24 protein-coding genes and 2 tRNA genes are annotated in these 23,401 nt (G+C 58.7%); 13 read left to right on the top strand and 13 right to left on the bottom strand.

Annotated features, from left to right (window positions below):
* Positions 1-115: 115 nt before the first annotated feature.
* From G5193_RS06040 to cydD, 4 genes are all read right to left on the bottom strand, one after another.
* Positions 116-502: a DUF488 domain-containing protein gene (locus G5193_RS06040; RefSeq protein ID WP_421205401.1), complete on the bottom strand. Its 387-nt coding sequence runs from the start codon at positions 500-502 to the stop codon at positions 116-118.
* Positions 503-511: 9 nt separating this feature from the next.
* On the bottom strand, positions 512-883 hold the full coding sequence (rcsF, locus tag G5193_RS06035) for an Rcs stress response system protein RcsF (RefSeq protein WP_013723982.1): 372 nt from the start codon (positions 881-883) through the stop codon (positions 512-514).
* 174 nt (positions 884-1,057) lie between these two features.
* Positions 1,058-2,788 (bottom strand): heme ABC transporter ATP-binding protein/permease CydC, encoded by a 1,731-nt coding sequence (gene cydC, locus G5193_RS06030; protein WP_421205399.1) that lies wholly within the window; start codon positions 2,786-2,788, stop codon positions 1,058-1,060.
* Positions 2,781-4,550, bottom strand: coding sequence for a heme ABC transporter permease/ATP-binding protein CydD (cydD, locus tag G5193_RS06025; protein ID WP_421205397.1), 1,770 nt, complete (start codon positions 4,548-4,550; stop codon positions 2,781-2,783). The genes cydC and cydD overlap by 8 nt, the downstream gene beginning before the upstream one ends.
* Positions 4,551-4,751: 201 nt before the next feature.
* Here cydD and G5193_RS06020 point away from each other — a divergent pair.
* Together G5193_RS06020 and G5193_RS06015 are read left to right on the top strand one after the other, a co-directional pair.
* A tRNA-Gly gene (locus tag G5193_RS06020) sits at positions 4,752-4,825 on the top strand.
* Positions 4,826-4,840: 15 nt separating this feature from the next.
* Positions 4,841-4,915: transfer RNA gene (locus G5193_RS06015), tRNA-Gly, on the top strand.
* 161 nt (positions 4,916-5,076) lie between these two features.
* On the opposite strand, the gene arcA is transcribed toward G5193_RS06015, so the two are convergent.
* A complete protein-coding gene (gene arcA / locus G5193_RS06010; protein WP_005338193.1) occupies positions 5,077-5,796 on the bottom strand; it encodes a two-component system response regulator ArcA in 720 nt (239 codons plus the stop codon).
* Positions 5,797-6,192: 396 nt separating this feature from the next.
* Between arcA and G5193_RS06005 the strand changes: the two genes are divergently transcribed.
* Positions 6,193-6,600 carry a DUF3293 domain-containing protein gene (locus G5193_RS06005; RefSeq protein WP_421205395.1) on the top strand — a complete coding sequence of 136 codons (408 nt, stop codon included), beginning with the start codon at positions 6,193-6,195 and terminating at the stop codon, positions 6,598-6,600.
* 42 nt (positions 6,601-6,642) lie between these two features.
* Positions 6,643-7,122 carry a putative 4-hydroxy-4-methyl-2-oxoglutarate aldolase gene (locus G5193_RS06000; RefSeq protein WP_042054958.1) on the top strand — a complete coding sequence of 160 codons (480 nt, stop codon included), beginning with the start codon at positions 6,643-6,645 and terminating at the stop codon, positions 7,120-7,122.
* A 3-nt stretch (positions 7,123-7,125) separates the two neighbouring features.
* On the opposite strand, the gene G5193_RS05995 is transcribed toward G5193_RS06000, so the two are convergent.
* Positions 7,126-7,605 (bottom strand): hypothetical protein, encoded by a 480-nt coding sequence (locus G5193_RS05995; RefSeq protein WP_005350173.1) that lies wholly within the window; start codon positions 7,603-7,605, stop codon positions 7,126-7,128.
* 157 nt (positions 7,606-7,762) lie between these two features.
* Between G5193_RS05995 and G5193_RS05990 the strand changes: the two genes are divergently transcribed.
* The 8 genes from G5193_RS05990 (at position 7,763) to G5193_RS05955 (ending at position 14,796) form a co-directional block, all read left to right on the top strand.
* Positions 7,763-8,161: an META domain-containing protein gene (locus tag G5193_RS05990; RefSeq protein WP_216958634.1), complete on the top strand. Its 399-nt coding sequence runs from the start codon at positions 7,763-7,765 to the stop codon at positions 8,159-8,161.
* A gap of 242 nt (positions 8,162-8,403) precedes the next feature.
* Positions 8,404-8,772, top strand: coding sequence for an ArsR/SmtB family transcription factor (locus G5193_RS05985; RefSeq protein ID WP_005338181.1), 369 nt, complete (start codon positions 8,404-8,406; stop codon positions 8,770-8,772).
* Between the two features lie 4 nt (positions 8,773-8,776).
* Positions 8,777-9,145, top strand: coding sequence for an arsenite efflux transporter metallochaperone ArsD (arsD, locus tag G5193_RS05980; protein ID WP_005347398.1), 369 nt, complete (start codon positions 8,777-8,779; stop codon positions 9,143-9,145).
* A gap of 27 nt (positions 9,146-9,172) precedes the next feature.
* On the top strand, positions 9,173-10,936 hold the full coding sequence (arsA, locus tag G5193_RS05975; protein WP_421205392.1) for an arsenical pump-driving ATPase: 1,764 nt from the start codon (positions 9,173-9,175) through the stop codon (positions 10,934-10,936).
* 108 nt (positions 10,937-11,044) lie between these two features.
* Positions 11,045-12,109, top strand: a complete 1,065-nt coding sequence (arsB, locus tag G5193_RS05970) for an ACR3 family arsenite efflux transporter (RefSeq protein WP_421205390.1) — start codon at positions 11,045-11,047, stop codon at positions 12,107-12,109.
* Between the two features lie 76 nt (positions 12,110-12,185).
* Positions 12,186-12,611, top strand: a complete 426-nt coding sequence (gene arsC / locus G5193_RS05965; RefSeq protein WP_080741219.1) for a glutaredoxin-dependent arsenate reductase — start codon at positions 12,186-12,188, stop codon at positions 12,609-12,611.
* Between the two features lie 357 nt (positions 12,612-12,968).
* The gene (locus G5193_RS05960; RefSeq protein WP_290022661.1) at positions 12,969-14,180 is read left to right on the top strand and encodes a NupC/NupG family nucleoside CNT transporter; all 1,212 of its coding nucleotides are present in this window, start codon (positions 12,969-12,971) and stop codon (positions 14,178-14,180) included.
* A 466-nt stretch (positions 14,181-14,646) separates the two neighbouring features.
* Complete coding sequence (locus G5193_RS05955; protein WP_005347375.1) at positions 14,647-14,796, top strand: hypothetical protein; 150 nt, start codon at positions 14,647-14,649, stop codon at positions 14,794-14,796.
* Between the two features lie 182 nt (positions 14,797-14,978).
* On the opposite strand, the gene G5193_RS05950 is transcribed toward G5193_RS05955, so the two are convergent.
* A complete protein-coding gene (locus G5193_RS05950) occupies positions 14,979-15,755 on the bottom strand; it encodes a BPL-N domain-containing protein (RefSeq protein ID WP_421205387.1) in 777 nt (258 codons plus the stop codon).
* Between the two features lie 216 nt (positions 15,756-15,971).
* On the opposite strand from G5193_RS05950, the gene G5193_RS05945 reads away from it, so the two are divergent.
* The gene (locus G5193_RS05945; protein WP_216978351.1) at positions 15,972-16,505 is read left to right on the top strand and encodes a metal-dependent hydrolase; all 534 of its coding nucleotides are present in this window, start codon (positions 15,972-15,974) and stop codon (positions 16,503-16,505) included.
* A 284-nt stretch (positions 16,506-16,789) separates the two neighbouring features.
* Here the strand turns inward: G5193_RS05945 and G5193_RS05940 are convergent, their stop codons facing one another.
* The 6 genes from G5193_RS05940 to trpD all read right to left on the bottom strand — a co-directional run bounded on the left by G5193_RS05940 (position 16,790) and on the right by trpD (position 23,392).
* Positions 16,790-17,305, bottom strand: a complete 516-nt coding sequence (locus G5193_RS05940; RefSeq protein ID WP_216978352.1) for a hypothetical protein — start codon at positions 17,303-17,305, stop codon at positions 16,790-16,792.
* A gap of 79 nt (positions 17,306-17,384) precedes the next feature.
* Positions 17,385-18,167: a hypothetical protein gene (locus G5193_RS05935; protein WP_216978353.1), complete on the bottom strand. Its 783-nt coding sequence runs from the start codon at positions 18,165-18,167 to the stop codon at positions 17,385-17,387.
* Positions 18,168-18,823: 656 nt separating this feature from the next.
* Entirely contained in the window at positions 18,824-19,630 is an 807-nt protein-coding gene (gene trpA / locus G5193_RS05930) for a tryptophan synthase subunit alpha (protein ID WP_042032437.1), read from the bottom strand.
* Entirely contained in the window at positions 19,627-20,820 is a 1,194-nt protein-coding gene (trpB, locus tag G5193_RS05925; RefSeq protein WP_421205384.1) for a tryptophan synthase subunit beta, read from the bottom strand. Before trpB ends, trpA begins: the two co-directional genes overlap by 4 nt.
* A gap of 47 nt (positions 20,821-20,867) precedes the next feature.
* Entirely contained in the window at positions 20,868-22,364 is a 1,497-nt protein-coding gene (gene trpCF / locus G5193_RS05920) for a bifunctional indole-3-glycerol-phosphate synthase TrpC/phosphoribosylanthranilate isomerase TrpF (protein ID WP_216980282.1), read from the bottom strand.
* Positions 22,364-23,392 (bottom strand): anthranilate phosphoribosyltransferase, encoded by a 1,029-nt coding sequence (gene trpD, locus G5193_RS05915; protein ID WP_421205382.1) that lies wholly within the window; start codon positions 23,390-23,392, stop codon positions 22,364-22,366. The genes trpCF and trpD overlap by 1 nt, the downstream gene beginning before the upstream one ends.
* Positions 23,393-23,401 lie beyond the last annotated feature (9 nt).

The following is a 23,401-nucleotide window of genomic DNA, read 5'->3' as shown; positions in this document are numbered from 1 at the left end:
GCGGCAGGTGTGAATGAGGGCATCCCGCGGGATGCCCTCTCTGTCTATCAAATGCCTGATGGTTGCCGAATACAGGCTGACGCGATTCCCCATCCCATCGCTGTCGCTCACCGAGTTAGCGGATGGCGGCCCCCGCGGCTACCAGCAGCTCTTTCAAAATGGTGCGATGGCAGCGGGAGTCCTGCTCGCAGTAGCAACCCACCGACAGATTGGTGGTGTGGGAGAGGGCGGCCAGCAGCGCCAGATCGTGCTTGGCGGCAGGTTGCGCCATCTCGGCCTTGTACTGTTTGCCAAACGCTGCCCACTGGGCGGGCGTCTCGGCTGTCTGCCCCAGCTTCATGGTCTCGCTGCTGGGGGCCAGGTTGGGAAACCAGACATCGTACCAATGCTGGCTGGCAAATTCGCTCTTGGGTACGCCGCGGGGCGGGCGGCGCACCGTGCCGATCCGCAGCCCCTCATCGGGCAGGCGCGGGCTGCCAAGGCGAACGATAGCGAGGGCCATGACAGCGGGTTACTTCTCTTCGGCCACTTTCAGCGCCTGCCCGTAGCAGATCACCTGCTTCAGGCAGCCCGGGGTGTCGCTGAACTCGGCGCACTTGTCGATGGTGACGCCGTTGCCCCCCATGTCGGCTGCGCGGCGGCGAGCCAGGGTGCGCGCTTCACCGGCGTTGGGTACCGGCTGGTTGGCATCGGCCTGGCAGGATTCACCCTCGATGGTGCCGAGGTAGAGGTAGTTGAGGTCAGCCAGCTCATCCTGTTCATAGATGCGCACGCTACCGGGTTTGAAGTATTCGTCGAAGTTCTCTTTATCCAGATTGCTGTTGAAGGCGTAGTTGGCACAGCCGGAGGCAATCAGGGGCATCATCAGGATCAGGCGTTTCATCGTCTCGTATCTTGTGTCGGTGATGAGGACAGTAGAAATGCGCAGGCGCTCCATGTCGGCATCTTGTTGAATAATGAGGGGGACATTATAGGGGCCAGCCGCCTGCGGCGACCAGCCCCGTTTTGCGCCCGGTTGTCAGGGTGTGACCCCCATCAGGCTGATATCAGCCTGATATCAAACAGGAGCCAGCCGCTGATAGAGGCTGCGGTAGTAATCATCCGCCAGCAGCTCGTCGTGCGGGGCGCAGAGGCGGATCTGTCCCTCTTCCATCAGGGCAATCCGATCCATCTGCTCCATCCCCAGCAGACGGTGGGAGATAAGCAGCAAGGTGCGATCTGCCCCGAGCCGGAACAGCAGATCCATGATCTCCCGCTCGGTCTGGCTGTCGAGCCCTTCGGTCGGTTCGTCCAGTAGCCAGAGCGGCGCATCGTGCAGCAGGGCGCGGGCGATGCCGATACGGCGGCGTTCGCCACCAGAGAGGGGGCGGCCGCCGTCACCGAGCCAGGCGTCGAGGCCCGCCTCATCTTCCAGCAGATTGGCCAGTCCGACCTGGGTCAGCACCGCAATCAGCTGCTCGTCAGAGGCGGTCGGGGCGGCCAGCTTGAGGTTGCCCCTCAGGGTATCGGCAAACAGATGTACCCGCTGGCTCACCACCGAGATGGAGGCGCGTAGCGCCCCTTCGCTGTAGTCGGTGAGCGGCTTGCCATCGAGCAGGATCTTGCCAGCCTGCGGGCTCCACTCCCGGGTCAGCAGCCCCATCAGGGTCGATTTACCGCAGCCGGTCTGGCCCAGCAGGGCCAGCTTCTCGCCAGCATGCAGTTGCAGGGTGCAGCCACGCAGCACCGGCTGGGGGTTGCCGGGGTAGCCAAAATAGAGGTCATTGATCTGCAGCGCGCCAGCGGTAGCGTGGGTCTGCTCGTTGCCCCACACGGGGGCTTTGGCCTCTTGCAGGATCTCGTTCAGGCGGCGTGCCGAGGTAAGACTGGTGGAGAGGTGCTGGAAAGCCCCCGCTAGTGGCATCAGAGCCTCGAAGCTTGCCAGGGTGGCAAAGACCATCAGTGCTGTGATGGGGTCGGGCGCCGCACCCGCGACCCCATGACCGGCCAGCCAGAGCATCAGGGTCAGGGTCCAGCCGCTCAGCAGTTGCACCGAGAAGTTGGCCAGCCCGCTCACCTTGGCCATCCGGGCCTGGGCGTTGAGCAGCGCCTGTTCGGCCTGTTGCAGCTCAACCAGCGCCTTGGGGGCGGCGGCAAACATCTGCAGCTCGGCCTGACCATCCAGATAGTCCACCATCCGGGTGCGCAGGGTCGATTTTTCGGCAATCAGCGCCTGACCGGGGCGACGGCCGAGGAAGTAGAACACCAGCGGCAGGGCAATCATGCCAAATAGCAGAATGGCACCCAGGGTGAGGGCGAGGCGGCTGTCGAAAAACGACAGGAAGAAGACCAGTCCGGCGGTGCTGAGCAGGGCCGCGCCTATGGGGGTGATCAGCCGCAGATAGACGTGGTCCATCGCATCGATGTCGGCCACCAGTCGGTTGAGCAGATCCGCCTGACGGAAACCGGCCAGGGTACCGGTGGAGAGCGGCGAGAGTTTCTGCCAGAACCAGACCCGCAGTCGGGTCAGTACCCGGAAGGTGGCGTCGTGGCTTACGACCCGCTCACCCCAGCGACCGGCTGTGCGGACGATGGAGAAGAAGCGCACCCCGCCCGCGGGGGTCATGTAGTTAAAGGCATGGGTCGTCGCAACGGTCATTCCCGCCACGGCGGCGGCGGAGAGGAACCAGCCGGAGAGGGAGAGCAGCCCCATGCCGGCGGCCAGGGTCACCAGCGCCAGCAGCAAACCAATGGTGAGGCTGAGCCAGTGTTGGCGATAGAGGCGCAGAAACGGCAACAGATCACTCATCGAGAGAACCTCCGGAACGTTGGGAGAGCAGGCGGGCAAAAGGCCCATCCGCCTGACTCAATTGTTGGAAGCTGCCTTGCTCCACCAGCTGGCCGCGGGCCAGCACCATTATCTTGTCCATCTTGGTAAGCTGGTCGAGGCGGTGGGTGATCATCAGCAGGGTCTGGCCAGCCATCACTTGCTCGAGGGTGGTCATGATGGCGCGTTCGGAGTGGCGATCCAGACTGGCGGTCGGCTCATCGAGCACCATCAGCTGGGTTGATTTGAGCAGGGTCCGCGCCAGGGCAAGGCGTTGGGCCTGACCAACCGAGAGGCCGCCTGCCTGATCGCCGACCGGATAGTCGAGCCCCTTCTCCATGGCAAATTCCCACGCCTGTGCCCGTTTCAGGGCATCTTCCAGCTCGGCATCGCTGGCCGTTGGCTTGGCCAGCAGCAGGTTGTCACGCAAGGAGGCGTGGAACAGCTGCGGGTTTTGCGAGAGCCAGCCCAGTTGCAGGCGCCACTGGCTCATGTCGAGGGTGGCGAGTTCCTGTCCGTTGACCTTGAGCTCACCGCGATAGGGGGCAAAGCCGAGCAGGGCGTTGACCAGCGAGCTCTTGCCTGCACCGCTGACGCCGATGAGGGCGGTGCGTGAACCGGCTTCCAGGGTGAAGTCGATGGGGCCGACCAGCACCTTGCCTTCGGCGCTCAGCACTTCAAGTCCTTTGGCTTCTACCTTGACCGGGCTGTCGGCATGGAACGGCGCCGTGCCTGCGGCCGGTTCGCTCACCTCGGCTTCGAGGAATTCCAGCAGCTGCTCGGCAGCGCCAATGGCCTGCGCCTTGGCGTGGTAGTGGGCACCCAGTTCCCGCAGCGGGGCGTAGAACTCGGGGGCGAGAAACAGCACGAACAGGCCGGTAAAGAGGGTGACCTTTACCCCATAGCTACCAAAGTTCAGATGGTCGATATAAGAGAAGCCAAAGTAGACGGCAACCAGCGCCACAGAAATGGCTGCGAAGAACTCCAGCACGGCGGTGCTCAAAAACGCCAGGCGCAGCACCTCCATGGTGCGCTCGCGAAAATCTTCCGAGGCGTCGCGAATGGCGTCACCTTCTGCCTGGGTACGCATAAAGAGTTGCAGGGTACGCAGCCCCTTCAGGCGATCGAGGAAGTGGCCGGAGAGACGGGCCAGCGCCTGAAAGTTGCGGCGGTTGGCATCGGCGGCGCCCACACCCACCAGGATCATAAAGATGGGGATGAGGGGGGCAGTGCCCAGCAGGATCAGGCCCGCCGCCCAGTTGACCGGGAATACAGCCACCAGAATCACCACCGGAATAAAGACGGCGATGGCCATCTGCGGCAGATAGCGGGAGAAGAAATCCTGCATGTTTTCAATCTGTTCCAGCAACAGGCTGGCCCAGCTACCGGCCGGACGGCGCTGGATATAGGCAGGGCCGAGGCGACTCAAACGAGTGAGTACCAGCTGGCGGATGGTTTGGCGCACCGCGCTGCCCGCCTTGAAACTGGCCACTTCGCGGCCATAGGCCAGCGCCGCTTTGCCAAGCGTCACCAGCAGCAGGGTAATAAAGAGCGTGATGGATTGCTCAGGCGTTGAGCCTTCGATGATAAAGCCGTGCAACAGGGTCGCCAGCAGCCAGGCTTGCGCCACCATCAGAATGCCTTGGCCAAGGCCAAAAGCGATGGATATCGTGATCCAGCGGCGACCGTGACTCGATTGCTTGCGCAACCAGCCATAGAGACGTTTTTGCGTTTTTTTATCCATTACCACCATCCTCGCGTCGAGTGGCGCAAGACTATCCTTGCCGTTTGGCCTTGGCAACCTTGTAAATTATCTGTGTTGAAAATGTTTGATTGAAAAAGCAACCGTCTGTTCAATCCTTGTCCGAACAGATTGATTTATTGAAAAAAGTGGCAAAGGCGCCATTGCGCTCGGCGGCAAAATGCATATAGTAGGAGCCCTGACGCGGGTGTAGTTCAATGGTAGAACGGTAGCTTCCCAAGCTGCATACGTGGGTTCGATTCCCATCACCCGCTCCAAATTTGAGATGCCAGGCGGGCATCGTATAATGGCTATTACCTCAGCCTTCCAAGCTGATGATGCGGGTTCGATTCCCGCTGCCCGCTCCAGCTTCAAAACAAAAAGCCCACTCCTGCGAGTGGGTTTTTTGTTTTTCATCTGTCTTGTGCGCAGTTCGACGTCACGCTCACCGTTTCTCAGCTTTAAGGCAAACCGCAGAGACAGAAAAGGCGCCCGAGGCGCCTTTTCAGATCAACAGCGTAGCGGGAGCTTATTCCTGCTCCAGTTCACCACAGAAACGGTAGCCTTCGCCGTGGATGGTGGCGATGATCTCCGGAGTATCGTTAACGCTTTCGAAGTGCTTGCGAATGCGACGGATTGTCACGTCAACGGTACGGTCGTGGGGCTTGAGCTCACGGCCGGTCATCTTCTTCAGCAGCTCGGCGCGGGTCTGGATCTGGCCCGGGTTTTCGCAGAAGTGCAGCATGGCGCGGAACTCGGAGCGCGGCAGCTTGAACATATCGCCAGTCGGGCTGACCAGTGCGCGGCTGTTGATATCCAGCGCCCAGCCGTTGAACAGGTAGCGCTCAACCAGCTTCTTCTCTTCGCCACCGGCTGCCACGTTCATGGTGCGGCTCAGCAGGTTGCGGGCACGGATAGTCAGTTCGCGCGGGTTGAACGGCTTGGTGATGTAATCATCGGCGCCGATCTCCAGACCCAGGATCTTGTCCACTTCGTTGTCACGACCGGTCAGGAACATCAGGGCGATGTTGTCGTTCTCACGCAGCTCACGGGCCAGCAGCAGGCCGTTCTTGCCCGGCAGGTTGATGTCCATGATCACCAGATTGATGGTGTGGGAAGTGAGGGCCTGGTGCATTTCGTCGCCGTTGTTGGCTTCGAGCACGATGTAGCCTTCGGCTTCAAAAATGCTTTTCAGGGTATTGCGTGTGACCAGCTCGTCTTCGACGATCAGAATGTGTGGTGTTTGCATGAGTATTCCCAGATTCTTATCAGTTAATTATCTTAAATTTAACACTCTTTGGCGTTTCAAACCGATTTCCTGACTGATCCTGAAAATTTATTACGTCATCCTGGGTATGAGAGTCAGGTCGGAATATCGCGAATTAGGCATCAGTACCGGCAAGTATCCCTGTGCCACTTATAGGTTCCCGACAAGTCTGGTCGAGCAGAGCCTGGAAAGGTCGTCCATTACGAAAGTGGCCGCATTTTATCAGTTAACAGGAGCATAACAACACTCTTTGCCGTCAGATAGCAACTTTTTAACTCTGATTTGATATAGGTCAAACCCTGGTACAGCAGCATCATACTTGGCCTGAACCGGGTTTTCGCCCCTACAAAATGTAATGGAATGTAACATGTGATTGACATGAATTTGTGGGAAAACTACAAGAAAATCTGCTTTATCGCGCCATTTGAGCCACCAGACTGGTCTGCCTTTGCCATCATCACAGCTTGGAATCCGGCCAGCCAGTGGGTCACAGAACGACGCAATATGCGGCGGGAACGGGCGCTGTGGCGCCATCTGACCGTGGATTTGCAGGTGCCCGTGGTGGGGCCATTTTGGGGATCTGACCCGGACGAACGCTGGCAGGAGTCATCGCTGGCGGTGGCGCTATCTCTGCCACAAGCCCGTCAGCTGGCTGCCCGTTTTGGCCAGAATGCTCTCTACTGGGTGGAGGATGGCCAGCTCTGGCTGGTGCCGGTATTGACTGATAAATCAGCAGTTTGTCTGGGCAATATTGAATCCTTCTGGATTGCCAGAAACCTTGCCTGATGAAAGAATGAACACCTTCATGTATCTGAAAGGAATCAAATCATGCTGGATCTCCTGCCCGACCTCTGCGATCAACATGGCGACTTGCTGCAAGTGGCCGACCCGGTGTTTCAGGATTTTGGCGGCAAGGCCATCTTCTATGGTCGCGCCGTAACGCTCTCCTGTTATGAAGACAACAGTCTGGTGCGGGATCTGGTGACCCGCCCCGGTCACGGCAAGGTGATGGTGATCGACGGCGGCGGCTCGCTGCGCCGTGCGCTGCTCGGCGATCAACTGGCGGTCAAGGCGGTGGAGCAGGGGTGGGAGGGTATCCTGATCCACGGCGCGGCGCGGGATGTGGGCACTCTGGCGACACTGGCGCTCGGGGTCAAGGCGCTGGCGGCCTGTCCGGTCAAGACCGAGAAGCGAGGATTGGGAGAGCTGGGGGCCGTGGTCAGCTTTGCCGGGGTGACCATCCACGAAGGGGATTATGTCTATGCGGATCGCAACGGCGTGGTGGTGAGCGCCACGCCGCTGTTGTGATCATCAGAAATTGAAGCCGACCCCCAGACTCAGTGCCTGATCGGCAGTGATGGCGCTGACGCCGTAGTTGGCGGTGAGGGAGAGTCTGGGGGTCAGCAGCAGGCTGGAGTTGAGCTCCAGCAGGGTGCTGGCCTTGTTGAGATCGAGATGCTTGATCTGGCTGCCGATATTGAATGCTGGAGAGAGCTGGTAGCGTACCCCCGAACTCATATTGAAACCGGATGTGCGATTCTGATCCGCCACCGCCGGGCCCGCTTCCATAAAGAGGGTCACATCATCCACCACCGGATATTGATAGCCGCTATTGACCAGCCAGAGATCAAAACTGTCGCTGTGATGGCTATGGCCATTGAGCAACACACCCGAGTAACTTTTGACATAGAGAGACGGGTTGGATTGCGGCTGAACCACTGCCCAGTCGGCGGCCTGAACAGCCATGCTGGCGCAGGTTGCAAGCAGTGTGATGATGAGTGATTTGACCATTCGTTTCCCCTCCCTGGGTCCGGAACTGAGCCTAAGCATGGCACATGCCAGCTGGTAGTAAAGTGAAGGGAGATCACAATAAAATCCTTTGGCATGGGCGCCAGCCATGTTAAACAGGCTGCCGTATTGATGGCTCTAATCATTAAGAGGTGAATCCATGAACAAGAAACTGACTCTGCTGGCCGCGCTGGCACTGGGAGGCTGCGCAATGGCAACAGGTTCCAGCATGGCTCAACTGCAAGCATCCAGCTGGCAGCTGCAAGGCGCCACCGGCGATACCTTCACCCTGCAAGTGGTTGACGGCAAGGTGGCGGGCAAGGGCGGCTGCAACCGCTTTTTTGGCGGTATCACCAAGCAGGGTGACGGTGTCTTGACGCTGGGTGCCATGGGCTCCACTCGCATGATGTGCATCGGCGACGCCATGAACAAAGAGACCGAGTTCCTGCAAAAGCTGGAGAAGGTGGCAACTTACTCCATCAACGGCAACCAGCTGACTCTGAGCGATGCCAACAAGGCGGCCCTGCTCACCTTCAACGCTGTGCCAGCTGCCAAGTAAGGCACGCGTTCGTCTGATTGCCCCGACAGCTCTGACTGTCTGATACACGCCCTCCCTCTGGAGGGCGTCTGTTTATCTGCGACGAGCCCTGTGTGGTCATCCGCGATTGTTGTTCACTCGTCGATTCTCCAGTCGGCCCGCTTTGATGCCAGAACCTCGTATCTTCGCTTCGGTACGTATCTTGATCATTTCAATGATTCTTGTATAGTTGAAATGAAAAGGTCGCACCAAGGGGAGTGAAGATGAACAAAGAGATGGCCACCAAGGTCTTTGAATCGCTGGCATCCGGCATCCGGCTCGATGTATGGCGGCTGCTGGTAAAGGCCGGGCTGGAGGGGCGGGTCGCGGGTGAACTGGCCAGCGAGCTCGATATTGCCCCCAATACCCTCTCGTTTCACCTCAAGGCGATGCTCAATACCGGTCTGCTGTCGGTGGAACAGGAGGGGCGTTTTCTGCGCTACCGCGCCAATATTCCCCTGATGCTGGATGTGATCGCCTACCTTACCGAGGAGTGCTGCGCCGGTCATCCCGAGGCGTGCGGCGTGATGCGTGCCGAGTCAGCCTGCTCCCCCCATGTTCTGCCTGCGCAGCCCTGCTGCAACAAGGAGTAATGCCATGTCCTCCATTCAGATTTTTGATCCCGCTCTCTGCTGCTCCAGCGGTGTCTGCGGTACCGAGGTTGATCAGGCTCTGGTCACCTTCGCAGCCGACCTTGCCTGGGCCAAAGAGCAGGGAGTGGCCATCGAGCGTTTCAATCTGGCCCAGCAGCCGATGCAGTTTGCCGAGACACCTGCCGTCAGCGCTTTTCTGACCCACGCCGGGGAGGAGGGGTTGCCGCTGGTGCTGGTGGAGGGACAGGTGGTGTTGACCGGCCGTTACCCGAGCCGCAGCGAGCTGGCCCGTTATGCCGGGCTGCCTGCGCCACAAGCTGCCATCAAGGGGATCGTCAAGGGCGGCTGCTGCTCCGGCAGCGGTTGCTGCTGAGTCGTGACGCACCATTCGGGAGAGGCTATGTACCATTTTCTGACCAATCCACCGCCGTTTCTCTTCTTCACCGGCAAGGGCGGAGTAGGCAAGACCTCGCTAGCCTGCGCCAGTGCGGTGGCGCTGTGTGATATTGGCAAGCGGGTGCTGCTGGTCAGCACAGATCCTGCCTCCAACGTGGGGCAGGTGTTTGCCACCGAGATCGGTAATCGCGTCACCACCATCGCCGCTGTGCCCGGTTTGTCGGCGCTGGAGATAGATCCCCCGGCGGCGGCCAAAGCCTATCGGGAGCGGATCGTCGGGCCGGTGCGCGGCAAGTTGCCCGAGAGCGTGGTACGCAGCATCGAGGAGCAGCTCTCTGGCGCCTGTACCACCGAGATCGCCGCCTTTGACGAATTCACCGCCCTGCTGACCGACCAAACACTGCTGGCCGAGTATGACCATATCGTCTTTGATACGGCCCCAACCGGCCACACCATTCGGCTGCTGCAACTGCCGGGCGCCTGGAGCGAATTTCTGGAGCAGGGCAAGGGGGATGCCTCCTGCCTTGGCCCGCTGGCGGGGCTGGAGAAGCAGCGCAGCCAGTATAGCGACGCGGTCGCCGCCCTGGCTGATGCTGCCCGCACCCGGCTGGTACTGGTGGCGCGCGCCCAGCAATCCACTCTGCGGGAAGTGGCTCGCACCCACGAGGAGCTGGCTGCCATCGGCTTGCTGAACCAGCAACTGGTGATCAATGGCCTCTTCCCCGAAGGCGCCATTGCAGGAGATCCGCTGGCAATGGCGCTCTGGCAGCGCGAGCAACAGGCTCTCGCTCAGATGCCGCAAGGGATAAAGGGGCTGGCGCAGGATCATATCCCGCTGCTGGCCACCAATCTGGTAGGGATCGATAGTTTGCGGCTGTTGCTGCAATCAGAGGGAGCAGCCGCTCAATCCCCGACAGTACCGTCCACTGTCAAACAAGCCCAGCCCGAGTTGAGTTCGCTGCTGGACGAGCTGGCCGCCGATGGTCACGGCCTTATCATGCTGATGGGCAAGGGCGGGGTAGGCAAAACCACCCTGGCTGCCGCCGTGGCGGTGGAGCTGGCGAGCCGCGGTTTGCCGGTGCACCTCACCACCTCGGATCCCGCCGCGCACCTGAGCGAGACGCTGGCAGCTAGTCTGCCCCATCTGGAGGTGAGCCGCATCGACCCCCATGCCGAGACCGAACGTTACCGTGCCCAGGTGCTGGCCACCAAGGGAGCAGCCCTGGACGAGCAGGGGCGGGCACTGCTGGAGGAGGACTTGCGCTCCCCCTGTACCGAGGAGATCGCCGTGTTTCAGGCCTTCTCGCGCATTATTCGCGAGGCGGGCAAGCGCTTCGTGGTGATGGATACTGCCCCCACTGGCCACACCCTGCTGCTGCTTGACGCCACCGGCGCCTACCACAGGGAGATCGCTCGCCAGATGGGAAACAAGGGGCTGCACTTCACCACCCCCATGATGCAGTTGCAGGATCCCAAACAGACCAAGGTGTTGATTGTGACGTTGCCCGAGCCGACGCCAGTGCAGGAGGCGACCAATCTGCAGGCCGATCTGCGCCGGGCTGGCATCGAGCCCTGGGGCTGGCTCATCAACCACAGCTTGCAGCAAGCCGCGGTCAGCTCACCGCTGCTGCAACTGCGGGCCGAGCGCCAGTTACCCCATATCGAGGCAGTCGAGCAGCAACACGCCAGCCGCTACGCCGTGGTGCCACTGCTCGCCGAGGAGCCGGTGGGGCCCGATGCCCTGCGCCGCCTCTGCCAGTACCATTGAGTCGCCGCCCCGGTCTGCTGCCGGGCGGCTTGAATATGCCGTTACTTGTTATAAACCCGTGTTTTGAACCAATAGAAGATGCGAAATTGCGCCGCATCGGGAGCTGTGATGTCTGCAACATGTGATGCCAAGGCCGTGCCTGCCATCGGCTTTTTTGAACGTTATCTGACCGCCTGGGTCGCCCTCTGCATTCTGGTGGGGATTGGCCTCGGGCAAGGTTTGCCGGATCTCTTCAAGGCGATCGGTGCCATGGAGGTGGCCAAGGTCAACCTGCCGGTGGGGCTGCTGATCTGGGTGATGATCATCCCCATGCTGCTCAAGATCGATTTTGGCGCCCTGCATCAGGTGAAGGGGCATCTCAAGGGGATTGGAGTCACCCTCTTTATCAACTGGCTGGTCAAACCCTTATCTATGGCCTTTCTCGGCTGGCTCTTTATCCGCGTGCTGTTTGCCGACTGGCTGCCGGCAGATCAACTCGACAGCTATGTGGCGGGGCTGATCCTGCTGGCTGCGGCCCCCTGCACCGCCATGGTGTTTGTCTGGAGTCGCCTCACCAACGGCGATCCCTACTTCACCCTGTCGCAGGTGGCGGTGAACGACCTCATCATGGTGTTTGCCTTCGCACCGCTGGTGGCGCTGCTGCTCGGGGTCTCCAGCATCATAGTGCCGTGGGATACCCTGCTTACCTCAGTGGTGCTCTATATCGTCATTCCGGTCATCATCGCCCAGCTGCTGCGCAAGGCTTTGCTGAAAAAGGGAGAGGCCCATTTTGACGGCGTCATGACCCGCATCCAGCCCTGGTCGGTGGCGGCCCTGCTGCTCACTCTGGTGCTGCTGTTTGCCTTTCAGGGCAACGCCATCATCGAGCAGCCGCTGGTTATCGCCCTGTTGGCGGTGCCCATTCTGATCCAGGTGCTGTTCAACTCCGGGCTGGCTTACTGGCTCAACCGCAAGGTGGGGGAGAAGCACTCGGTCGCCTGTCCTTCCGCCCTGATCGGAGCCTCCAACTTCTTCGAGCTGGCGGTGGCCGCCGCCATCAGCCTGTTCGGCTTTCACTCCGGCGCGGCGCTCGCCACCGTGGTCGGGGTACTGATCGAGGTGCCGGTCATGCTGCTGGTGGTGCGGGTGGTTAACGCCAGCAAACCCTGGTACGAAGCGGGGCTGAGCCGTTAACTGATGGCCGCTAACAGCTGGCCGCGAACTAGATGCTATCCATTTTCTATTCACTTGATTAATGAGAGACACGCAAATGAGTGCAATCACCATCTATCACAACCCGGAATGTGGTACCTCCCGTAACACCCTGGAGCTGATCCGCAACAGCGGCGTCGAGCCAACTGTCATCCACTATCTGGAGACGCCCCCCTCCCGTGACCAGCTGGTGGCGCTGATCGCCGCCATGGACATGCCGGTGCGCGATCTGCTGCGCAAGAACGTTCCACCCTACGAGGCGCTCGGTCTGGCGGAAGATCGTTTCAGCGATGATGAACTGATCGATGCCATGCTGGCTCACCCCATCCTCATCAACCGCCCCATCGTCGTTACGCCGCTTGGCACCAAACTGTGCCGTCCGTCGGAAGTGGTGCTCGATATATTGCCCGATCAGCAAAAAGGGGCCTTCGCCAAGGAGGATGGCGAGCAGGTGGTGGATGCGAGCGGCAAGCGCCTCAAGTAATCATCTGAGTACTCAAGTACGGATTGAAACAGGGCCAGCGTCACGCTGGCCCTGTTTCGTTGTGTGAACAAGTTGAAAAAGTTATTCCGGCCAATCGTTTTACCGCTTTTTCTGCGACGATGATCACTGTACCATCGCCGCCCGACCTGCCACCCGCCGCATCTCCCCCTGCGATGGCGCTGGCGTCACCCGATACATGCTGTCACCCGGAACGTGAATGACCCCAGGATGGGACCCGCCACTAACCTGTAGGTTTGTGGTCTGCGTGTCGCGTGGGTCGGCACCTCTCCCGCCGGATCTCCCGCGACGCCTGTCTGCAGACTTGCCATATGAAACTCCTCTCTTCATAGGTGCAAGATGACACTGTTATTGAGTCTGGTCGGTATGCTGGCCCTGATGTTTATCGCCTGGTTGGCCAGTGAAAACCGCCGAGCCATCCGCTGGCGAACCGTGCTGGGTGCGCTCGCCCTGCAAACCGGTTTTGCTGCGCTGGTGCTCTATTTCCCCCCCGGTCAAATCATGCTCGGTGCCATGAGCAATGGCGTCTCCGCCCTGCTCGGCTTCGCCGACAGCGGCATCCGCTTCGTGTTTGGCGATCTGGCCAGCAACGGTTTTATCTTCGCCGTGCGGGTGCTGCCGCTGGTGATCTTTATCAGCGCGCTGATTGCCGTGCTCTACCATTTCGGCATCATGCAGTGGGTGATCCGGGTATTGGGCGGCGCCGTGCACCGCCTGCTCGGCACCAGCCGCGCAGAATCCCTGGTGGCCACCGGCAACATCTTCCTGTCGCAAGGGGAGTCGCCGCTGCTTATTCGCCCCTTCCTCGCCGGCATGACCCGCTCCGAACTCTTTGCGGTGATGACCTGCGGCATGGCCTCGGTAGCGGGCTCGGTGCTGGGCGGTTACGCCGGTCTGGGGGTGGATCTTAAATACCTGATCGCCGCCTCCTTTATGGCGGCGCCGGGTGGCCTCTTGATGGCCAAACTGCTGGTGCCGGAGCAGCAACAGGTAAGCGATCAGGCCGAGATCACCCTCGACAAGAGCGACTACAGCAACGCCATCGATGCGCTGGCGGGCGGCGCCATGGGTGGCATGAAGATCGCGGTGGCCATCGGTACTATCCTGCTGGCCTTTGTCAGCGTCATCACCATGATCAATGCCGGTCTCACCACCGTCGGTGAGTGGTTCGGTTGGGCCCATCTCTCCTTGCAGCAGCTGCTGGGTTATCTGTTTGCCCCGGTGGCTTGGCTGATTGGTGTGCCCGCCAGCGAGATGATGGCGGCCGGTTCCCTCATCGGCCAGAAGGTGATCATGAACGAGTTCGTCGCCTATCTGGACTTTGCCAATATCAAGGAAGGCCTCAGCGCCCATACCCAGATCATCATCACCTTCGCGCTGTGCGGTTTTGCCAACCTGGGCTCCATTGCGGTGCAGCTTGGCTCCATCGGCACCATGGCGCCGGAGCGCCGTCACGATGTGGCCAATATGGGCTTCAAGGCTGTGTTGGCCGCGACCCTGGCGAACCTGATGAGCGCCACCCTGGCCGGGATCTTTGTCTCGCTGGCCTGATAGCGTGAGGCAATAGCCGGCTAGCCGGCGGCTCAAACAAAAGACCCCCTCTTACCGCTGGGCAATAGGGGGTCTTTTTATTGGTTTCGCCGGTTGGGCAACTGCGCTGCCTGCCTTTGAAAATGGTAGTAGCACTGCTTAACGCCATTTCGGCGCAGTGCCAGATAATCCGGTTCGGCGATGAGATCTGCTCCAGCATGGGACTACGCCAAACCGGGTTACTGCGTATGCCTTTATCACCTTTTTGGCGGGGGACGTGGGCCTCGTTGCGTTTCGCGTAACGGGGCGGCAGCCGCTGCTACAGCGTGTCACCGTGCAGAATGAATAGTTTTTTAGATTGAATGTTGCATATTCAATCGATTATTTAGTTGGGCGTTTGGGGGATGAGTGGTGTCTGAATAGGGGAGCAGGTTGGCCAATGCGCCGTCAGCCAGTCTTTAAGCGGTCATACAAAGGAGACACTCTGATGGAAACACTTGACCTTAACATCGACACCATGCGCGAAGAGTTCCAGCTTCAGGAGCGCAAAAAAGCCCAAGAGAAGTGGCAAGCCCGAGTCGATGAGCTGCAACAGTTGCGGGGTGGGGAGAGACAACCGGAGGAGCAGGAAGAGTAGTGCTCGTTCCCGGGCGAAAGTTGAGGTAGCGAACGCTTTGTATCGGCTACCCGTGATCTGCCACCGATAAAAAAACCACCGACCTTTTGCAGGTAGGTGGTTTTTTTATGGATTGCGGTCGATTGGATGGCCTGACTTCCGGGCCGATCAATGGGAGCAAATCTAGGGGCGTAGGGATGCGACTAATTCGAATGGGTGACGGGCTTTTCGGAGAGCAACTCGTTAACGAGTCCTGCAGCCAGATGAATATTCGACTCCATCTTGTCGCCGTCCACCGCGTTCTCTTTCCACGATTCAGGGGCTTCGGGATGTGGCCCGGAAACGGCCACCTTGCCTTTCCCGTATGAGCTGATCAGCGCGGCAATCTGATGGTTTTGAAAATGGGCGATGACCTTGACCTGCTCGGGGCTTGGCACCGGCGTAAATTGCGGTCCGGCCTGGTAATACATCTGGCGCGCTTCACCAAGCCAGCTGATCGGGAAGATCCTGGCGCTAAAGTCGCCGTCATAATCATCGGATGTCGCAGGGACAAGGCCCAGCGCCGGCACAAAGCCTTCATCCTCAGACCAGCCGATAGATGCCACAAAGGCACCCCCACAGATCCCGAGGTAGCGGCCACCGCTTAGCAAATAGGTTTTTAATGCCGAGCGCGCGTCTGCGGTGAAGGCATTGAGGAGCGGCTCCACATCGTCCTCAGTGCCGCCAACGATAAATACCCTAGCATTATTGAGCTCTGCAGGCAGCTCCCCGATATTGGAGAGATTCCTGACCGGCAAGCCCACCTGCCTGACCACATCCGCAATCGCCTTCGTGCTATCCCCATCAGAAACCGGCCCGTTATAGATCAGCGCGTACGGCTCTTTTTCGGGCTGCTCAGAGGCGGCCTCTGCCATGCATCCAGTCACTAACCAAAGGCTGATAACGCTCGCAATCAGCCTGATGCTTTTTGATACATTCATCGCTGCCACTATCCCTGTGATGTGAACCGAAGAGACTACTTATCACGATCCCGTTCTGCATGTCAGCCGCAGTTAAATGAACATTTCAAGTTAGCGCGCCAAAGCTGATTGGCGCTGCGTTTAGCTAACAGCGAACCAATACAGTGGGCACACTTCACCTTCACTTCACCGAGCGGGGATAAGGTAAGCTCACGTTTTCAGTTGGAGCTTTATCCTATGCCCACCATAGTTACCCACGCCGCCGTACCTCTCTGCCTTGGACTGGGGCTTGGCAGCCGGATTATCCCTCCACGCCTGCTGCTGGCCGGTGTCGCCATCGCCATGCTGCCCGATGCCGATGTGCTCGCCTTTAAACTGGGGGTCGCCTACGGCCATGTCTTTGGCCACCGCGGCTTTACCCACTCCCTGTTGTTCGCCTTTGCCCTGCCCACGCTGGCTGTGTTGTTTCACCGCCAATTTCGGGCGAGCGCCGCTACCGTCTGGTCATTTCTGCTGGTCTCTCTGCTCTCCCATAGCCTGCTCGATTCCCTCACCACCGGCGGCAAGGGGGTTGGCTGGCTCTGGCCGTGGCGTGACGAGCGTTTCTTCGCTCCCTGGCAGGTGATCCGGGTTGCCCCCTTCAAGCTGGAAGCCTATCTGACCGCCCGGGGTGAAGCGGTGATCCTCTCCGAGCTCTACTGGGTCTGGCTGCCGGGGGTTGTATTGATGCTGGCGCTGATGGGATGGCGGGTATTGGACAGGGGGAGGTAGTGGTGGGGTTGGCAAGGGTTGTTAGAAATATCGTGGCTGAGTAAAAATCAAACCTCGGTTACCCTTTATTTATGCTCTGGCGATGTAACTTGTTTTATAGAATGATGGGTGTCCCAAATTTATTGTTGCAATAGGTGTTTAATCTTCTGAGGCATAACGCCCGCTTAAGGCGGTTACAAAACTAAACCTAAACACAACAACTGTAATAGCCATGGTCTAATCGAACTGCTGAAAAAGCTATGCATTGGAAGTCACTCTTAAAGCATTTTTTATGCGGCTTTAATTCACTTTCCAAGCACCCATGTCACTATTTTTTCTTGGTATTCATTGTGTGAAAATTGAAACAAAGGGGCATTGTTACCTAGTGATAAAACAGAAGAAATAAAATAATCACCAGCAGCTACATCTTGAATGAGTTGAGTTAAGTGAGATTTAAATTCGCTTTCATTTATTTTTGTATCCAAGCATCCAGTTAGACCACTGGCTAAACTGTGAGCTATTTCATTTCTAGCCTTTTTCGCAGCAATGAGTATGTTTTTTACGTCATCATTAATTGGTAATGACTCTATGCTTTGATGTAGGGGTTGGTATTTATGCATTAACTCTATCACGTAACCCTCGAATTTCTGAAGATCAACCGCAGCCTGTACATTCGAATGTTTTAGTTTAAAGAATTTCGATGTATGGTCACATAAGAGATCAAAATGAGTTGCAACTATCAAGCAACGTCCGAGTATTGCATGTAGTTCTTGAGTGTTTTCTGTAATTTCAAAATCATCTAAAAAGATATCTGGATTCATAAATTATCTCTGACGCATAACGTTTTAATTAAGGGGGCCGTTAAGCGTCCCGTTTGAATGATGAGTTAGCCATTATGTTTTACTTTTCATCACTATTTTTAGAATCACGCCTCCTGATTCGAAGTGCAGTAATTGTAACCTGAAGTGCAACCACAACTGCTAGAAGTGCCCCCATAAGCGGGAAAAGCTTACTGAACATTGAAGTTATTGGTGAAGTTGTGACTGAATCGAAAATTTTACTGCCGATTAATGATGTTGCTAGAGCTGTAGACACACCAAGAAGAGTTGTAGCCATTATCATGGTAAGCTCTTTGCTCTTTTCATTCTTCAATGAGATCTCGCTTTTTCTTTCAACAATGCTTGCTAGTGAATCAAGAATTTTTCTCGCATCTTCTCTCCGCTCAGGTATCAACATTGCTTCAAGAGCGGTAATGATTTCATCTGGTTCTGTGTTCAATTCATTGAGACGAGTAGGCTCTCGATGCTCGCGTGTCTCACGTATTAGCTCTTCAATTTTTTCGGAATATTCCGACTTTTGCGGTATATCCAAATGTCTGCTTCGTTGTAAACGCAGGGCTACATCTTGAAGAAGTGAAATTGCAGTGCATGTTGGTCGTAATGCAACTGAGTGATCACGTTCAGACGCATGTATCAAATTTTCAATCACATGTTCCGATAGTCGCTGCTTATTAATTATATAACTTTCAACAACATCCAATAGCTCATATGTAGCGTGCTTCTTACGTTCAGCAGATGCAGATGCAGTATCTTTTTTCTGTAGTCGGTAAAATATATATGCTACGACGATACCTATAAGGATAGACAGAATTGACAGCCAGTTACTTTCTAAGAATTGTTGCATTTCGTTCTCTCTTGCTTGTGGCTAATGTTTGGTTAAAGGGCGGCCAAAAGCGAATCTTGTATGTTGGGCTATAAATCGTAGGTTGGTGCTGAACGAAGTGAAGCCCAACGTTTACCGCGAATATATCTGAAAAGCTTTTGTACGGTTTTGCCACATCCTTGTTTATCCCGATCTGGTTGGCGCAATAATGCTCGCCTGTTGGGCTTCGCTACGCTCTGCGCCAACCTACAAAAAAACCACGCTACCGCCCCTGAGTTCCAGCTCCCAGTCCGCTGCTGTTAACCTGCGAGATTGCAACAATCGCTGTCATGGCGTTCTTCCGAGAGGTTGATTGTCGTTTGGCTATCTTAAGGGCGATGCTGATAGCTGAGAAGGGGGCTTTGGCGGGAATCTGTGTTGGATCAATAAATTAGTTATTAAGGCGTGCGCTATGTGAGCAACTCATTTGGTTGGGAATGCACAATTCCCCTCACCCCAGCCCTCTCCCGGAGGGAGAGGGGGCAACAGGTCGGGAGCCGCAAGCGGGTGCAAGCGACAAAGAGAAAGGGAGCCGGTCAGGCTCCCTTTGATGCAACGATGCAGTGATTGCCGCTATGCGTGATATCGATACATAAGCGGGCCACTCACGACCACCGGCCTTTGACCAATGCTGCCCCTTAGCGATTGGTCGCGGCCTTCATCCCTTCCACAAACTCTTTCAGACGAGTGAGCATATGCTCCGGGTTTTGGTGGTGGGTCTCGATGATCTTCACCACGGCGGAGCCGGAGATGGCACCGGCGGCGCCAGCGGCGATGGCTTCACGCACCTGAGCCGGTTCGCTGATGCCAAAGCCGAGCAGGGCGGGGGGGGCGTTGAACTCGCGCAGGGTATTGATGAGACCTTCCACCGGCATGCCGGCCTTGGTCTCGGCACCGGTGACGCCAGCGCGGCTCACCAGATAGGTGTAACCATTGCCAAGCTCCGCCACCTGTTTCAGGGTCTCGGCGTCGCCATTGGGCGGGGCGATAAAGATGCTGTCGATGCCGAACTTGTCAGCGGCCGCCTTGTAGGGGGCGCACATCTGCACCGGCACGTCGGCAACCAGCACCGAATCCACGCCCGCCTGCTGGCACTTCTCGTAGAAGCCATCGATTTTGCGCACATAGACCAGGTTGGCGTAGACCAGGAGGCCAATCGGCAGCTGCGGGTACTTGGCGCGGATGCGGCCAAGCAGCTCGAAGCAGTCGTCCGGGGTGGTGTGGCTGGCAAAGGCGCGCAGGGCGGCGCCCTGAATGGTGGGGCCGTCCGCTACCGGATCGGAGAAGGGAATGCCGAGCTCAAGGGCATCGGCGCCCCCTGCGACCAGCGCATCGACGATGGCCAAGGAGAGTTCAGGAGTGGGGTCACCCAGCATCACGAACGGCACAAAGGCGCCCTGATTGGCCGCGTCCAGACGGGAGAAGAGTTGTGCGTAACGGTTCATGACAAGGTTCCTTCTTTTTCAAAGATGTCAGCGACGGTGAAGATATCTTTGTCGCCACGGCCGGAGAGGTTGATGATGAGCACTTGCTCTTTTTCCGGTTCACTGCGGGCCATCTTGAGGGCATGGGCCAGCGCGTGGGAGGACTCCAGCGCCGGTATGATGCCTTCGGATTTGGCCAGCTCCTGGAAGGCGTCCAGCGCCTCCTTGTCGGTCACCGAGGGGTACTCGGCGCGGCCGATGGCGGCCAGATGGGCGTGCTGCGGGCCGACGGAGGGGAAATCGAGCCCCGCCGAGACGGAGTAGGACTCCTGAATTTGGCCCTGAGTGTCCTGCATCAGGTAGGAGTGCATGCCAAAGAAGACCCCCTTGCTGCCGTGACCGAGCGGCGCACCGTGCTCGCCGCTCTCGATGCCGTGACCACCCGGCTCGACGCCGATGAGGCGCACCGACGGCTCATCGATAAAGTCGGCAAACATGCCGATGGCGTTCGACCCGCCGCCGACGCAGGCGATCACCGCGTCGGGCAGCCGCTCCTCCTTCTCGAAGCACTGGGCCTTGGCCTCTTCGCCGATCATCTTCTGGAACTCCCGCACGATAGTGGGGAAGGGGTGCGGGCCGGCGGCGGTGCCGAGCAGGTAGTGGGCCGACTCGTAGTTGGCGGCCCAGTCGCGCAGCGCCTCGTTGCAGGCATCTTTCAGGGTGCTGGAGCCGGAGTGCACCGGAATGACGGTGGCGCCCATCAGCTTCATGCGAAATACGTTCGGTTTCTGGCGTTCGCAATCCTTGGCGCCCATATAGACCCGGCACTTGAGGCCGAGCAGTGCGCAAGCCAGCGCAGTGGCCACGCCGTGCTGACCGGCGCCGGTCTCGGCGATGATCTCGCTCTTGCCCATCCGTTTGGCCAGCAGCGCCTGACCCAGCACCTGGTTGGTCTTGTGGGCGCCGCCATGCAGCAGATCTTCACGCTTCAGATAGAGGCGGGTCTTGGTGCCCTTGGTCAGATTGCGGGTCAGGGTGAGCGGGGTCGGGCGACCAGCATACTCGGTCAGCAGGGACTGAAACTCGGCGATAAAGGCCGGATCATCCTTGGCATCGACAAAGGCTTTTTCCAGCTGGAGCAGGGCCGGGATAAGGATTTGGGGCACATACATGCCACCAAATTCACCGAAAAACGGGTTGAGCAGGGTCATGGCTTCTTCCTTGTATTAGCTAAATCGAAATATCAAAAAGGGTTGCGTTACAGGTTGCGCAGTGCGCCGAAGGCGGCTGCAATCTTGTGCGCATCCTTCTGGCCCGGGGCACTCTCCACCCCGGAGTTGAAATCAAGTCCGAGGCAGCCCACTTGCGCCGCCTGCAGGGCGTTGTCGGGATTAAGGCCGCCCGCCAGCATCAGCTTGGCTTTATCGAGCGTGGCCAGCAGGGCCCAGTCGAACGCCTGACCGGTACCGCCGCTCTGGCTGCCGACTTTGGTATCCAGCAGCAGCCGATCCGCCGGGTAGTCGAGGGCGGGCAGCGGCTCGCCGCTTGTGACTCCGATTGCTTTCCAGATCTGGCAGCCAGCGGGCAGCAGCGGCCGCAGTTCCTCGATATAGGCAGCATCCTCATCCCCATGCAGTTGCACCGCGGCGAGCCCCAGCGCATCCACCGTCTTGGCAATGGTGGCGGGCTGGGCGTTGCGAAATACCCCGACATAGGAGAGCGGTGCGCCCGCCATTACGGCGCGGGCGGCGGGGATGTCCACATAACGCGGGCTTTTCGCCACAAAGATAAGACCGCCAAACACCGCGCCCGCCTGATGGGCAGCGGCGGCATCCTCGGCGCGGGTGAGGCCGCACACCTTGTTTTGGCCCAGTACCAGCTTGCGCACTGCGGCTTCCAGATCCGGCTCGGCCATCAATGACGAGCCCACCAGAAAGCCCTTGGCGTAGTGGCGCAGATCCGCTACCTGGGCGCGATGGTTGATGCCGGACTCGCTGATCACTACCCGATCGCTCGGAATATCTTTGGCCAGTTGTTTGGTGCGGTTGAGATCGACGCTCAAGTCGCGCAGATCCCGGTTGTTGATGCCAATCACCGGCGCCCCCAGCGCGATGGCGCGGGTCAGCTCCTCCTCGTTGCTCACCTCGGTGAGTACGCCCAGCCCCAGTTCTTTGGCAACCGCGAACAGGGCACGATACCCCTCGTCGGTGAGCACCGAGAGCATCAGCAGGATGGCGTCCGCCTGATAGTGGCGGGCCAGATAGACCTGATAGGGGTCAATCATGAAATCCTTGCAGAGCACCGGCTGCGATACGCGGCTGCGCACCCGCGGCAAAAAGGCGAAATCCCCCTGAAAGAACTTCTCGTCCGTCAGCACCGAGATGGCGGTGGCGTATTTGCCATAGATGTCGGCGATGGCCTCCGGGCTGAAATCGTCGCGGATCAAGCCCTTGGAGGGGGAGGCCTTCTTGCACTCCAGAATAAAGCGGGTGGAGCCCGCCTTGAGCGCCCCGACGAAATCCCGATCGCTCGGGGTCAGCGCGCTCTGGAAGCTCTCCAGCGGTTGGGCCAGCTTGCGGGCGGCAACCCACTCCTGTTTGGCCGCCACGATCTTGCCGAGAATGGTCTGGCTGATGGAGGCCATGTTCAGAAATGCATGGGGGGCAATAAGGTCTGACATCTCGTTATCCTTGCGAAACTGGCTCTTGCCCTGTGGGCGTTCTGAATGACTGCTGTGCGACATGGTGGCTGACATCATGCCTCCTGATTGCCCGCTTCCTTATGGCTTAAAGTGGCGAGCCGAGCGGCCAGATCCGCAGCCTTGCCGCTCGCCAGCACCGCCAGCACCTCGGCCGCCGCGCTCTTGAGATCGGTCGCCTTGCCCGCCATCAGCAGCAGTGGCGCCACATTGGCGGCGATGGCGGCGTTGTGGGCCGGAGTGCCACGCCCTTCCAGAATGGCGGCGGTGATGGCGCAGTTCTCTTCAGGCTCACCACCCTGAATGGCGCTGACCGGATAGGTCTCGAGGCCAAAATCAGCCGGGGTGAGCAGAAACTCGCGGATCTCGCCGTCACGGATCTGGGCCACCTGGGTCGGGCCGTGGATGGCGATTTCATCCAGCCCGGCGCCGTGCACCACCATACCGGTTTTCAGCCCCAGTGCCAGCAGGGTTTCGGCGATGGGGCGCACCAGTTCGGGGGCATAGACTCCCATCAGCTGATAGGTGGGGCGAGCGGGGTTGATGAGCGGCCCCAGCACGTTGAACAGGGTGCGGGTCTTGAGGGCCTGACGCACCGGCATGGCGTGGCGCACCCCGGCGTGGTACTGGGGGGCGAACAGGAAGCAGATGCCGAGCTCGTCCAGACAGCGGCGCGCCTGCGCCGGGCTCATGTCGAGCTTGATGCCCATCTTGTCGAGCAGATCGCTCGAACCCGACTTGCTCGAGACCGAGCGGTTGCCGTGCTTGGCCACTTTCAGGCCGCAGGCGGCGGCGACCAGCGCCGAGGTGGTGGAGACGTTGATGGTGTTGAGGCCATCGCCACCGGTACCGACGATGTCGCAGAACTCATAATCCGGACGCGGGAAGTCGCGCGCTTCGGCCAAGAGGGCCTCGGCGGCACCGGCGATCTCCTCCGGGGTCTCCCCCTTGATCTTGAGAGCGGTCAGGAGACTGGCGAGAACTATGGGGTCCACTTCGCCACGTACCACTTGGCCGAAGGCGTCGCGGGTACTTTCACGGCTCAGAGACTGACCCTGATAGAGGGTGTTGAGATGATGATGCATGTTGGTCTC

It is taken from the genome of Aeromonas sp. 601027 (genome assembly GCF_049174455.1).
GTDB classification, from domain to species: Bacteria; Pseudomonadota; Gammaproteobacteria; order Enterobacterales; family Aeromonadaceae; genus Aeromonas; species Aeromonas veronii_A.
This window is presented reverse-complemented; position numbering and strand designations above follow the sequence as displayed.